Genomic DNA, 12,946 nt, shown 5'->3' on the forward strand with positions numbered 1-12,946 from the left:
TCCTTTTTCGTGTCAAAACTTAAGATGCTAGCATCTTAAACAAGTGCAACGCTCAAAATTTAAGCAAAGCACTTAAACAACCTTTTGGCATTATTTGAAGTTTTTTCACAAACAACTTCAAACTCAAGGTTTAAAATTTCAGCTATCTTTTTAGCAACAAATGTCGTAAACGCCGGCTCATTTCTCTTGCCGCGATTTGGTTCTGGCGTGAGATAAGGAGCGTCAGTTTCAATAACTATCCTATCAAATGGGATTTTTGGCAAAATTTCGACTAAATTTTTAGCATTTTTAAATGTTAAAACACCGCCTATACCAAAGTAAAAATTCCCAAATTTACAAAGCTCTAAAAGAAGTGGCGAAGCATTATAACAGTGCAAAATCGCTCCAGCTTCAAGCTTTGATGCATACTCTTTTAAGATATTAAAAGAGTCCTCATTAGCCTCCCTAATGTGAAGAATAACGGGTTTTTTTAACTCAACAGCCAAATCAAGTTGAGCTAAAAAAATACGTTTTTGATCCTCTTTTTCTTTTATCTTTTCATTTTCATCTTTTGGCAAGCGAAAGTAGTCAAGACCGCATTCACCAATCGCCACACACTTTTCATCTTTAGCAAAATTCCTTAAAATTTCAATACTAAAACTCTCTTTATCATATGGATGAACTCCAGCGGCAAAGAAAATGTCAGAATTTTCACGCGCTATTTTAGCCGCTTTTGGTAAATCATTGATATCAGCTCCAGGGATAATAAAGCCTTTTAGCCCTAAATTTCTAGCTTCACCTAAAATTTTATCAAGGTCAGGATCATAAACTTTACTATCCAAATGACAATGCGTATCTATAATCATAAAGCTATTTCTACTCTGTTTCTACCATTTTCTTTTGCGGTGTAAAGTGCTGAATCGCAAGCCTCAAGCATATCGTCTATCTCGCAATGCCCATTGCCAAAAGATACACCTATTGATATAGTAACTTTTACTTTTTCCTTTTTTATAGTTACTTTATTTTCAGCTACTTTGGCTCGTAAATTTACAAAAAATTTAACAGCTTCTTCTTTATTTATTTTTTTAAGGACAACGCAAAATTCTTCGCCGCCAAATCTAGCAACAATATCACTTCCTTTTGTATTGTCATTTAAAATTTTTGCGATTGATTTTAGTACCCTATCTCCACCATCATGGCCATATGTATCATTTATCTTCTTAAAATAATCAACATCAATCATTGCAAAAGCGTAAGGCTCATTAGTCTCTTCAGCTATTTGGACATACTCTTCTACGTCAGAATAAAAAAATCTTCTATTATAAACTCCGGTCAAGAAGTCACGATTTGCAAAATTTGCTATCTTATTTATATTTTCCATTGCTTCAATCGTATTATTAACACGACATATTAGCTCTTCTTTTGAAAATGGTTTTGCTATAAAATCGCTCGCACCATTTTTTAAAAATATTGATGCGTCAGTCTTTTCGCTAGGAGATGTCATAACGATTACGCCAAGGCTATTTTTATCTTTTTCTTTTCTAACCTCTTTTAAAACTTCAAGGCCATCTTTTACTGGCATTCTATAATCAGTTATTATAAGATTTATATCGGGATTATCTGCAAAATAACTCATTGCCTCTTCGCCATGAGCCGCAGCCAAAACTTTAAACTGAAGGCTAGTTAATATCTTTTTTATCATATTTCTAAAAGGGAGCGAGTCTTCAACAACCAAAACCTTGTATTGTCTATTTTTGCTCAGTCTATTTATCATTTGAAAGATATAGTTGATATCGTCCATATTTCCTTTATAAACATAATCAACAATATCTTTATTTATAAAATTTTGCCTTGTTTCATCATCAATGCTACCTGTTAAAACGATAGCCGAAAGTCCTTTGGAGAGTGCATAATCAACGATCTCGCCATTTGGAGCATCTGGCAAATTTAAATCCAAAATAGTCATAAAATAATCTTTATCATGCTCATTAATTAGCATTTGAGCCTCGGCAAAACTATATGCGACATCAATTGCCATCTCATCAATAGTCTTTTCCATCTGCATAACAATCAGCTTTGCTAACGCCTTATTATCATCAACTACAAGGATTCTTTCCATATTATTCCTACAAAAATTTTTATCAAATTAGTGGCGATTTTATCAAATAAATTTATTTATAAAGCTTAAATTAATAATTTAAATTAAGCTACTTTAAAAGCCCTTTCGCAAAATTTATTGCCTCTTCACTTATGTGCTCACCGCTTATCATACGTGCTAATTCGCTCACTCGTTCATCTTTATCAAGCTCTCTTACGACCGAGTTTTCACCGTGACGCTCTACTAAAAAGTGTGAATTTGCCTTTGAGCTAAGCTGCGGCTGATGTGAAATGGCAAAAATTTGATAAAAATTTGCAAGCTTAAGCAACACATTTGCGATACTCATCGCTTCTTTTCCACTTAAATTTGCATCTATTTCATCAAGTATGATGACATCACCGCCCGTTTTTGTAATCTCACTAGATGCGGCTATAAAAGCCAGCCTTAAGCGATTTAGCTCGCCTGAGCTTAAATTTTTAAGCGAAGTCTCATTTAAATTTAGACAAATCTCATCAACGCCCAAAATATCAAGCTTTTTAGCCTCAATACTCAGCGTAATATCTGGCATATAAAGCTCTTTTAAATATGAATTTATCATACTCTCAAGCTCTTTTAAATTTACGCCCCTTGCCTTGCTTAAAGCGTCAGCTAGCTCATTTGCCTTTTTGCTTAAAATTTCAAATTTCTTCTCTAGCTCGCTCTTTTCAAAGCTTAAATTTTCATATCTGGCAAGCTCTTTTTCCTTTTTATCAAGCGCTTCTAATGCCTCTTCCTCGCTGCCGTATCGCCTAATGATGGCATTAAGAGCTTCTATTCTATCAAGCACGCTCTCCACGTCGATATCGTCAAGCTCCTCCATATTTAGGCTATCTCTTGCGACCCTTAGCTCGTTCATCGCGTCTTCAAAAAAGCCGTTGTCAAGGTCGCTGATGCTTAGTGCCTCATTTACGCTATGCTCTAGCTCAAATATCCGATCAGCTCTAGCCCACGCCTCATTTATCTTATCCTTTTTACTAAGCCTCTTTTTAGTCTCCATAAGCTCTTCAAACTCGCCTTTTTTAGGTCCCACGCTTCTTATCTTCTCGATCTCAAAGCTAGCAAGCTCTTTTAGCTCCTCGACCTTTTTCTCTTCCTCTTTTATAGTTGCTAGATCTTTTGAAATTTTAGAAAATTCCAAAAATACCTCTTCAAATTCCTGCTTTGTTTCTTTAAATTTCTCATTTTTTGAAATTTCTAGCCTATCAAGCAAATTTAGAAATTTCTCATTTTCAAACTCGTTTGCCTCTTTTGCCGAGAGATATTTGATATGCTCGCGCGCCACTTGGGCTAAATTTTTCTTTGAGATGGCTTGTTGGTTTATAAAATACCTCGTGCTCTTATCTTTTAAAAGCTTGAAAATATTGACTTCTTCGTTTTCTATGCCAAACTCGTCAAGCTCAAATTTGTGTTCTACGTCAGCTTCTATTAGCCTTGCCTCGCTATCTTTTAGCCCAAAAACAGCCATTATAGCGCTCATTAGCACCGACTTACCAGCGCCGCTAACGCCCGTAAATACGCTAAGGCCCTCTTTGAAATTTAGCTCGACATTTTTAAAATTTAAATAATCTTTAATCAAAATTCGATCAATCATTATAACCCCAGTGAAGTTTCTCTTTTAAAATTTGAAAATAATCCCTACCGATGTGGCGTATCAGCCTAGCTTTTTTGTCACTTAAACTCATGCTAACGGCTGAAATTTTACTCATATCAAAGCGGTCTTGACCGTCTATTACCAAGATAGCATCGCTTTTTGTTTTAAATTTAACCGTGTGATTTTTCGTAAGCACGACTGGACGCTGTGTGAGCGAGTGCGAGCAGATGGGAGTTAGCGCAAAAACCTCGCTTAAGGGATAGATGATCGGGCCATTTGCGCTCATATTGTAAGCCGTAGTGCCTGCTGGAGTCGCCGCTATGACACCATCACCGTAATACGAGTTAAAATATTTTTCATTTAAAAACGCCTCAATATGCGTCATCGAGCCGCCATTTTTACTAACGATGACTGCATCGTTAAATGCTATCTTTTGCTCAGTTTTGCCATCGTTTCTGTGAAGCGTAACATCAAGCATAAAAGGCGTTTCTATCTCAAACTCACCATCAAAAAAGTCTTTAAAAAATTTCTCACTCTCATTAATCATTATGTCGGTTAGAAATCCGAGTCTACCAGCGTGTATACCAAGGACAAGCGGTGAGATATGAGCTAGTTTTCTACAAGTTGAGATTATAGTGCCATCGCCACCAAGCGTGATTAAAAATTCGCACTCTTTGGCTAATTTTATAAGTTCAAAACCATTTTTTTCTATACGCTTGGCACAATTTTTCTCAAGTAAAATTTCTGCGTTATACTTTTTTAAAATTTTTTCTAATTTTTCTAAATCTTGCCTAAATAATGGATAATCTTTAGCAATAAGTCCTACTTTTTTTGTGCAAAAAGTATTAAATTTTTGTTCATTTTTCATGTAAATGATTGTAACATATTTTATTTTAACAAAGCTTTTCAAAAGAAAAAAGCGATTATAATTGCCTAAAAAACATTGCAAAGGAGCATTTTATGCGAAGTCATTATTGCACCGATCTTAGCAAAGCTGACATCGGCAAAGAAGTAATACTTTGTGGCTGGGCAAACACATATAGAGACCACGGCGGCGTTGTTTTCATCGACTTAAGAGACGTTAGTGGGCTTATACAGTTAGTTTGTGATCCAGCTGATAGCAAAGAAGCACATGATATTGCTGCAAAAGTAAGAGATGAATATGTCTTAAAAGCAAAAGGAAAAGTAAGAGCTAGAGGCGAAGGACTAACCAATCCAAAGCTAAAAACTGGCGAGATAGAAGTAATAGTAAGTGAACTAATCATCGAAAATCCAAGCGAGCCGCTACCATTTATGATAGGCGATGAGAGCGTAAACGAGGATATCAGGCTAAAATACCGCTTTTTAGACCTTAGAAGCGAGCGCTTACAAAATATCTTTAAAATGCGTTCTCGTGCAGCGATCGCAGCTAGAAACAGCCTAGACAAAATGGGCTTTATCGAGTTTGAAACTCCTGTTTTAACACGCGCGACTCCAGAAGGTGCGAGAGACTATCTAGTGCCAAGCCGTGTATATCCGGGTCAATTTTACGCACTCCCACAAAGCCCACAGCTATTTAAACAGCTTTTGATGTGTTCTGGCTTTGATAAATATTTCCAAATCGCAAAATGCTTCCGCGACGAAGACCTAAGGGCTGATCGCCAACCAGAATTTACCCAAATAGATATCGAAATGAGCTTTGTAGAGCAAGAAGATATCATAAATATGGCTGAAACGATGCTAAAAGATATATTTAAAGCCTGCGGATACGACATCAAAACGCCATTTAGACGCATGAGCTACAAAGAGGCCACTGAGACTTACGGCTCAGACAAGCCAGACCTCAGATATGATTTGAAAATGGTCGATGTAATTGATATTTTTGAACGTTCAAGCAATGAAATTTTTAGCTCTATTGCAAAAGACAAGAAGAAAAACCGTATCAAAGCGCTAAAAGTACCAAATGGCGACAACATCTTTAGCAAGCGTGAGATGAATAGATTTGAAGAATTTGTACGTAAATTTGGCGCGCAAGGTCTTGGCTACTTCCAGATGAAAGAAGAAGGACTAAAAGGCCCACTTTGTAAATTTTTCGAGCAAAGTGACCTTGACGAGATCGTCTCAAGATGTGAACTAAAAGTTGGTGACGTTGTATTCTTTGGCGCTGGCAAGAAGAAGATCGTGCTTGATTACATGGGAAGATTTAGAATTTTCCTAGCTGAGCAAATGGGCATCATTGATCAAGACAAACTTGAGTTTTTATGGGTGCTTGACTTCCCAATGTTTGAGCAAAACGACGATGGCAGCTACTCTGCAATGCACCATCCATTTACTATGCCAAAAAATATAGACGAGCCTGATCTTGAAGATATCCTCTCTATCGCTCACGATGTCGTGCTTAATGGCTTTGAGCTTGGCGGCGGAAGTATAAGAATTCACAAAAACGACATCCAACAAAAGGTCTTTAAACTTCTTGGCATAGATGAAGAGGAGCAGCGTGAGAAATTTGGCTTCTTGCTTGATGCCTTGACATTTGGTGCACCTCCACATGGTGGTATCGCGATCGGCTTTGATAGGCTAAATATGCTTGTAAATAAAGCAAGCTCGATCCGTGACGTCATAGCCTTCCCTAAAACACAACGTGCTCAGTGCCCACTAACAAAGGCACCAAGCCACGCTAGTAACGAACAGCTTAGGGAGCTAGGACTAAGGATAAGAGAAAAAGAGCAAAAGGCTTAAAATTTTGTTGTAATAAATTTGGACTTTTTGGATGTCTAAATTTGAGTTATTTTATTTTAAAGATTAAATTTTTGAGATAATTTTGGATGTTGTGCAGAAAATTTCATCCCAAAGCTAGACATATAGTCTGCTGCAGGGTGAAATTTTCAAACTCATTCAAAGGCGCTCAAAAAATGTAAAAAGGGAAAGAATGAAGAATTTATTTTTAATCATAGGCGCTCCAGGCAGCGGCAAAACGACAGACGCATCACTCATCGCACAGCAAGATGAAAAATTTGCACACTTTTCAACTGGCGATCTTTTAAGAGCTGAGGTTGCTAGTGGTAGCGAGCTTGGCAAGCTTATAGACGGCTTTATCTCAAAGGGAAATTTAGTTCCGCTTGACGTTGTCGTAAATGCGATTGTATCAGCCATTAAAGGCTCAGAAAAATCAAACATCATAATAGACGGCTACCCAAGAAGCGTTGAACAAATGACAGAGCTTGACAAGGTATTAAGCGAACAAAAAGAAATTTCTCTTAAAGGCGTCATCGAAGTAGACGTTAGCGAAGATGTGGCAAGAGCAAGAGTGCTCGGCCGTGCAAGAGGTGCTGATGATAACAACGAAGTATTTAACAATCGCATGAAAGTATATCTTGATCCGATTGTTTCTATCCGTGAATTTTACAGTAAAAAAGAGCTACTTCATGTAGTAAACGGTGAACGCGGTATAGACGAGATCGTAGCTGATATTAAAAATTTACTAGCTAAACTTTTATAAATTTACAGACCTTGCATCAAAAGGTGCAAGGTTCTAATCTACAATCCTAAGATTATTTTAAAAAACATAAACAAAGATGAAATTATGCATAAAATTAAATTTACGATACTACTTGCGATCATAGCCATTTTTGCTTTTACAGGATGTGCCAAAAAGCATATAGAGATGGTTGAAAAGGATACTGCATATAAGTACAGCAGTGCTAAAGCGGTTTGTGGCGAAACTGAACTTGATAAAAAGCTAGAAGGGCACATAAATACATTTTTAAAAAAGAAAAACCAATACGGTGACGACCTAATTATAAAATGCGATATACAAAGAACAAAAAATGGAGTTAGGATCCTTAGGCACTTAACCCTAGGCATAGGTGGTGCTGGTAAATCTGAAACTCTCGCAGTCATAAATTTAGTTGATCAAAATGGTAAAGAGGTAGCCAAATTTAACGTTACGGTCGAGATCAGATATGGCTTTCTTGGCGGCAATGCAGATAGAGCACTACCAATCACCGCCAAAAACATCTATAACATTGTTACAAAAGACTTTATGTAAAAACTTACTTTTCATTAACATCAAAAATGTAATATCCTTTTAAATTTTTACAACAAATTCTAAAAGGATAAAAATGAAAAAAATCATAATCGCTTCACTAACTGCTAGCATCGCAATGGCTGGGGGCTTTACATCAAAATATTCAAGTGGAACGATAAGCGCAAAAGAGGCTTTGAAACTAAAAGACGACGCTAAAGTCGTACTTGAGGGCAAAATAAAATCGCACATAAAATCAGACAAATATGAATTTATTGATAAAAATGGTGACGTCATTACTATTGAGATCGATAACAAAAAATGGGGTAACATAACAGCCAACGAAGATACGCCTTTAAGAATAAGAGGCGAAGTAGATAAAGACCTTATGAAAACAGAGATCGATGTCGATAGCATAGAGGTTATAAAGTAGTTAAATTTTACGCGTATTTAATGCAAAAAATACTAAAATCACGAAAATTTCTAATAAAAAGGACGAATATATGGACGTTTCAAAGATCAAAGCTGGTTCAAATCCAGACAAAATCAATGCCGTAATCGAAATACCTTATGGCTCAAATATAAAATACGAGATCGACAAAGATAGCGGTGCGGTTGTAGTTGATCGTGTGCTTTACTCAGCGATGTTTTACCCAGCAAACTACGGCTTTGTGCCAAACACACTTGCGGCTGATGGCGATCCAGCTGATATTTTGGTACTAAACGAATATCCGCTCCAAGCTGGCAGTGTCATCCCTTGCCGTTTAATAGGCGTTTTGGTAATGGAAGATGAAGCAGGTATGGATGAGAAGCTTTTAGCTGTGCCAGTTACAAAGATCGATCCAAGATATGACGCGATAAAAAGCTATGAAGATCTGCCAGTTGCAACACTAAATAAGATCAAAAATTTCTTTGAAACTTATAAAATTCTTGAGCCAAACAAATGGGTTAAAGTGAAAGAATTTAAAGATGCAAATGCTGCAAAAGAGATTTTAGACGCTGCGATAAAAAATTATAAATAATTTATAAGCCCTATTTTAGGGCTTTTTCTTTTTAAATTTGTTCGTTTTTATACGTCATATTAAAAAGGCTATTTTTATATTTAGATAAGCTTTTTCTTGTATAATACGGTTTTCTTTCAACTGTGGGTTCATAGCTCAGTTGGTTAGAGCATCCGGCTCATAACCGGATGGTCCCAGGTTCGAGTCCTGGTGAACCCACCACCTACTTCACCAACATCGCAAGATCAAAAAATTTTCGTCGTTTTTTATTTAAGTTTTAAAATATTTTTAAAATTTAAAAATAGAAAGATTTAAATATCCTAAATTTTCTAAGTTCTCTCTAAAATTTCCTTTCGTTTTTGCCAGTCAGGCATATAAAGCGTCAGATAGTCATAAAATTTCTTTGAGTGATCAGGATAGAGAAGATGCACTAGCTCGTGGAATACAACATACTCGATACACGCTCTTGGCTTTTTGATAAGCTCTATGTTTAAATTTATATATGATTTATATGGATTGCAACTCCCCCACCTCGTCTTCATCTGTCTTATTTTTACACTTTTGATATCTTGTTTTACTATCTTGTTAAACTCTTGCAAGATATTAAAAAAATACAGCATCGCCTTTTCGTTATACCATTCATAGACCAAATTTCTTTTTCGCTCTAGGTCGCTTTTATCTTTTACGAATAGCTCTAGATAGCCTCTTTGCAGCTTTACGCGCTCCTCTTTAGACTGCACCACTTTTAGCCTATAGCTTCGCCCAAGATATTTAAAATCCTCGCCGCTTACGTATTCTTTTTGTGGCGTCTTAAATGAGGCAAAAAACGTGCGCTTTTTCGCTATCCACTTGGCTCTTTTTTCTATGATAAATTTTATATGCTCATCGCTTGCGGCTTTTGGCGTGGTTAATATCGCTTCGCCATTTGGTCTAACTTTTAAAGTGATATTTTTTACGTCTTTTCGGACGATTTTTACGCCTTCAAGCATAAAAACTTATCCCTATGCCTCGGATAGTTTGGTAAATTTTCTCTTTCTCATCGATAGAAACGCCGTATTCGTCCTCGACATCCCAAAGAGCATCTTCCATCTGACTTGTTATCTCGTTTTCTACGTCTTTATTTTTGTGCCATTCTGGTTTTTTTGAGGCTTCTTCATAAATTTCATAAAATTTCAGGCTCAAATTTTTAGCGACCGTCTCAACATCCATAAGCCCCACATCGCCCAAAATATCGAGCAAATTATCATAAATGGCAAATAAAATTTTCTTACCATTAAATTCTTTTGGATACCTATCTTCATTTGGCTTTAAAGCACCAGTTATGAGGTCTTTTAGCAGTTTTGCTTTGGCAAGTTTTTCCTCTTCGCTTAGCCTTTTTGCCTTGTACTCGTCGATGATATCTTGTATCTGCTGCGCTATTGATTTATAAAATACTGGATTTGAGTCCATTTTCTCTTTTACCACCGCGCTTACGGCACTGATGATCGTATCAGCCTTTGCGTTTTTACCCTCAACCCTTTGCACCTCATCGTCAAATTCCGTTTCAAAGATATTTACGAGTTTCGTAAGCTCATTAACCCCTTGTGCATTTACGTAAGTATCAAGTAGCTTTTGCATCTGCGCTTCGTATTTGCCAAAGTCGCAAGCCTCATGATACCTTAGCTGCACCGTCTTTCTTAGCTCGTTATAAAATTTAACTCTTTGCTTATAAGCTTTGATCTCCTCTTCGCTTAATATGTCATAAATTTTCTCACTTAAAAGCGCTAGTTTAAACGCCCTAGCAAACTGTGATAGCCACTCTTTAAAGTCATCTCGTTTTTGCACGTCCTCTAAAACCGCCACGTAGCTTTCCAGATCGTCTTTAAATTTCACACTGCTAAAAAGATCGTCCAGATGAGTATAGTAAGTCTTTGCCTTTATTATCTCGCTTCTTACGTCTATCACAGCTCCAGTTATATCTTCTGTGTCAAAGCCACTTAGCGAAGCATAGCTAGTAAGCGCCTCATCAAGCTCACCTAAAAGCCCTCTATAATCAATAATGTAGCCGTAGTCTTTCCCGTCGTAAAGCCTATTTACTCTAGCTATTGCTTGAAGCAAATTATGCTCTTTTAGCTGTTTATCTATATAAAGTGTGCTTGCTCTTGGCGCATCAAAGCCAGTTAAAAGCTTATCAACGACGATGAGCAAGTCTATCTCGTCGCCATAAACAAATTCATCCTTCACATGTTTTAGATATTCTTCCTCGCTGCCGTAGCCCCTTATAGTCTCTTGCCACGCCTTTGCGACATACTCTTTATGCCCGCCCTCAAGCTCCTCGTGCTCGTTGCTTGATATCACATAAGCACTTTTTATCTCTCCAAATTCCTCAAATATCTCATGATATTTTATGGCGTCATATTTTCTTTGCGTTGCCAACATCGCCTTAAAACCACTTTCTTTCAAAGTCTTTTTGATGTGTTCATTTATATCCACAGCTATTAGCTCCAGCCTTTGCTCGCTTGATGCTACACGCTCAAACCTCGCCCACTTTTGCTGTAAGTCCCTTTTAGCCTCATCGCCAAGCTCTCTCGATATGAGGTCAAATTTCCTAGTTAGCCCCTCAGAGTCTAGCACTTCTTGACCCACGTATCGCCCTTCATAAAGTAGTGGCAACACGGCTCCGTCTTTGACCGCATCGTCTATCGTATATCTATGTATCTCTCCGCCAAATTTAGCAAAGCTATTTTTCTCACGCTTTAAAAGCGGTGTCCCTGTAAATCCTATATAACAAGCAAGAGGCAACGCCTTTTTCATAGCCTTATGCAGATCGCCGCCTTGCGTGCGGTGGCTCTCATCCACTAGCACAAATATATCGCTATCTCTTATCACTACCTTTTGGTTTTTTACCTTTTCAAATTTATGTACGAGCGTAGTTATCACGCTAACGCCGCTTTGCAGCTTTTCTATCAGATCGCTTCCGCTGCTTGCTCGCCCTGCTTTTATATCCGTGTTTTTAAAGGTCCCTTGTATCTGCTCATCTAGATCTATCCTGTCGGTTACGACGATGATTTTTGAATTTGGATAAATTTGCTTTAAAAGCTTTGTTAGCATTACCATTGTAAGCGATTTGCCGCTTCCTTGCGTGTGCCAGATTAGTCCGCCCGCTCTTACACCATCTTTTTTCGCCGATACTCTCTTTAGCGTCTCTTCGATAGCGAAAAACTGCTGATATCTACAAACCTTTTTCGCTTTTTTATCAAATAATATATAGTGCCTAATTAGCCTTAGCAGCCTATCTTTAGATAACAGCGAAAAGAGCGTAGTATCAAGCGCGCTTATCTTTCTATCTTTTATCGCGCCATTTAGGCTCTCATTTGCGCCTTCTTGCTCTTTCCACACGCTATAAAATTTAAACGGCGTGCCAGTTGTGCCGTATCTTGCCTCGCTGCCGTTTGCGGCGATAGTTAGCTGGATGTATTTAAAAAGGTGCGCTATCTCATCTTTGCCCTGCTCTTTTTCTAGCTGTTTTATGCCGTTTTCAAAGCTCATGCTTGATTTTTATTTCTTGCTCAAAAAACAATCTCTACTTTAATCTTTATTTATGCTATATAAAAACCAACAAAATCTCAATTTTTAAAATTTGCGCTAAAATACCAAATAAAAAAACAAAAGTAAATTTCCCTATAAACCAAAATTTACTTTAACTTAATAAAAAATAACAGCTTCTAATTCCGTCGTATAGTCTTAGAACTTAATATCATTTATCAAAATATTAAGAACAAATAACCTCTACATAGAACAATATGTTAATACTTACTTAGCAAACTCAAATGAGTTTGCTGTAAGGTCTTGGCAGACGGCCTATATTTTTCTTTGGCCGAGCAAAAAATATAAAAACTTATACGAAGCTTTATCGCTCGAAAATGATTTTTCATCGGCAAAATGTCTAAGTTTTCATATAAAAAGCCCTTAATGAATATAATTAAGGGCTTTTTATATACGGTCGGCGTGTTTGAGTCGTGCACGGACTATATAACAGTAAAATACAGCTTGACAAAAATTAGTTTTTTTAATTTGACTCTATAATATAAATTTCCTTCTCGGTCTTACGTCAGGCTGCAAATTATATTTATAATTTTTCAAGATTTAACCTATATACAGCAAGTTATGTGCGATCCAATTCTAGCCTTATACTATTTTTTACTATTCTTTTATTTCTTATACAAATAATAGATAATGATAAAATCTTAGTCAAA

General features: G+C 36.9%; 11 protein-coding genes and 1 tRNA gene. 6 read left to right on the top strand and 6 right to left on the bottom strand.

The features are described 5' to 3' along the window. Positions 1–59 precede the first annotated feature (59 nt). The 4 genes from CVT05_RS05375 to CVT05_RS05390 form a co-directional block, all read right to left on the bottom strand. A complete protein-coding gene (locus CVT05_RS05375) occupies positions 60–845 on the bottom strand; it encodes a TatD family hydrolase (protein ID WP_107698084.1) in 786 nt (261 codons plus the stop codon). Beyond that, positions 842–2,098: a diguanylate cyclase gene (locus tag CVT05_RS05380; RefSeq protein WP_107698085.1), complete on the bottom strand. Its 1,257-nt coding sequence runs from the start codon at positions 2,096–2,098 to the stop codon at positions 842–844. Before CVT05_RS05380 ends, CVT05_RS05375 begins: the two co-directional genes overlap by 4 nt. Before the next feature lie 88 nt (positions 2,099–2,186). Continuing rightward, a complete protein-coding gene (locus CVT05_RS05385; protein WP_107698086.1) occupies positions 2,187–3,707 on the bottom strand; it encodes an AAA family ATPase in 1,521 nt (506 codons plus the stop codon). Then, positions 3,700–4,575 carry an NAD(+) kinase gene (locus tag CVT05_RS05390; RefSeq protein ID WP_107698184.1) on the bottom strand — a complete coding sequence of 292 codons (876 nt, stop codon included), beginning with the start codon at positions 4,573–4,575 and terminating at the stop codon, positions 3,700–3,702. The genes CVT05_RS05385 and CVT05_RS05390 overlap by 8 nt, the downstream gene beginning before the upstream one ends. Before the next feature lie 92 nt (positions 4,576–4,667). On the opposite strand from CVT05_RS05390, the gene aspS reads away from it, so the two are divergent. The 6 genes from aspS (at position 4,668) to CVT05_RS05420 (ending at position 8,933) form a co-directional block, all read left to right on the top strand. Further along, positions 4,668–6,425: an aspartate--tRNA ligase gene (gene aspS / locus CVT05_RS05395; RefSeq protein WP_107698087.1), complete on the top strand. Its 1,758-nt coding sequence runs from the start codon at positions 4,668–4,670 to the stop codon at positions 6,423–6,425. Positions 6,426–6,615: 190 nt separating this feature from the next. Next, the gene (locus CVT05_RS05400) at positions 6,616–7,185 is read left to right on the top strand and encodes an adenylate kinase (protein WP_054196301.1); all 570 of its coding nucleotides are present in this window, start codon (positions 6,616–6,618) and stop codon (positions 7,183–7,185) included. Positions 7,186–7,269: 84 nt separating this feature from the next. Then, positions 7,270–7,734, top strand: coding sequence for a hypothetical protein (locus CVT05_RS05405; RefSeq protein WP_107698088.1), 465 nt, complete (start codon positions 7,270–7,272; stop codon positions 7,732–7,734). A gap of 73 nt (positions 7,735–7,807) precedes the next feature. Then, the gene (locus CVT05_RS05410; protein ID WP_107698089.1) at positions 7,808–8,143 is read left to right on the top strand and encodes a NirD/YgiW/YdeI family stress tolerance protein; all 336 of its coding nucleotides are present in this window, start codon (positions 7,808–7,810) and stop codon (positions 8,141–8,143) included. A gap of 70 nt (positions 8,144–8,213) precedes the next feature. After that, positions 8,214–8,732, top strand: coding sequence for an inorganic diphosphatase (ppa, locus tag CVT05_RS05415; protein WP_107698090.1), 519 nt, complete (start codon positions 8,214–8,216; stop codon positions 8,730–8,732). A 124-nt stretch (positions 8,733–8,856) separates the two neighbouring features. Then, positions 8,857–8,933: transfer RNA gene (locus tag CVT05_RS05420), tRNA-Ile, on the top strand. Between the two features lie 107 nt (positions 8,934–9,040). On the opposite strand, the gene CVT05_RS05425 is transcribed toward CVT05_RS05420, so the two are convergent. Together CVT05_RS05425 and CVT05_RS05430 are read right to left on the bottom strand one after the other, a co-directional pair. Then, positions 9,041–9,700 carry a M48 family metallopeptidase gene (locus tag CVT05_RS05425; protein ID WP_107698091.1) on the bottom strand — a complete coding sequence of 220 codons (660 nt, stop codon included), beginning with the start codon at positions 9,698–9,700 and terminating at the stop codon, positions 9,041–9,043. Next, entirely contained in the window at positions 9,693–12,239 is a 2,547-nt protein-coding gene (locus tag CVT05_RS05430; RefSeq protein ID WP_234400557.1) for a type I restriction endonuclease subunit R, read from the bottom strand. Before CVT05_RS05430 ends, CVT05_RS05425 begins: the two co-directional genes overlap by 8 nt. Positions 12,240–12,946: the final 707 nt, after the last annotated feature.

It is taken from the genome of Campylobacter concisus (assembly GCF_003049705.1).
GTDB classification, from domain to species: domain Bacteria; phylum Campylobacterota; class Campylobacteria; order Campylobacterales; family Campylobacteraceae; genus Campylobacter_A; species Campylobacter_A concisus_AR.

What these genes read in the sequence shown, in the direction of transcription:
- CVT05_RS05380 (WP_107698085.1), bottom strand. Translation starts at nt 2,098, where the DNA reads ATGGAAAGAATCCTTGTAGTTGATGATAATAAGGCGTTAGCAAAGCTG.
- aspS (WP_107698087.1), top strand. Translation starts at nt 4,668, where the DNA reads ATGCGAAGTCATTATTGCACCGATCTTAGCAAAGCTGACATCGGCAAA.
- CVT05_RS05385 (WP_107698086.1), bottom strand. Translation starts at nt 3,707, where the DNA reads ATGATTGATCGAATTTTGATTAAAGATTATTTAAATTTTAAAAATGTC.
- CVT05_RS05425 (WP_107698091.1), bottom strand. Translation starts at nt 9,700, where the DNA reads ATGCTTGAAGGCGTAAAAATCGTCCGAAAAGACGTAAAAAATATCACT.
- CVT05_RS05405 (WP_107698088.1), top strand. Translation starts at nt 7,270, where the DNA reads ATGCATAAAATTAAATTTACGATACTACTTGCGATCATAGCCATTTTT.
- CVT05_RS05430 (WP_234400557.1), bottom strand. Translation starts at nt 12,239, where the DNA reads ATGAGCTTTGAAAACGGCATAAAACAGCTAGAAAAAGAGCAGGGCAAA.
- CVT05_RS05375 (WP_107698084.1), bottom strand. Translation starts at nt 845, where the DNA reads ATGATTATAGATACGCATTGTCATTTGGATAGTAAAGTTTATGATCCT.
- CVT05_RS05410 (WP_107698089.1), top strand. Translation starts at nt 7,808, where the DNA reads ATGAAAAAAATCATAATCGCTTCACTAACTGCTAGCATCGCAATGGCT.
- ppa (WP_107698090.1), top strand. Translation starts at nt 8,214, where the DNA reads ATGGACGTTTCAAAGATCAAAGCTGGTTCAAATCCAGACAAAATCAAT.
- CVT05_RS05400 (WP_054196301.1), top strand. Translation starts at nt 6,616, where the DNA reads ATGAAGAATTTATTTTTAATCATAGGCGCTCCAGGCAGCGGCAAAACG.
- CVT05_RS05390 (WP_107698184.1), bottom strand. Translation starts at nt 4,575, where the DNA reads ATGAAAAATGAACAAAAATTTAATACTTTTTGCACAAAAAAAGTAGGA.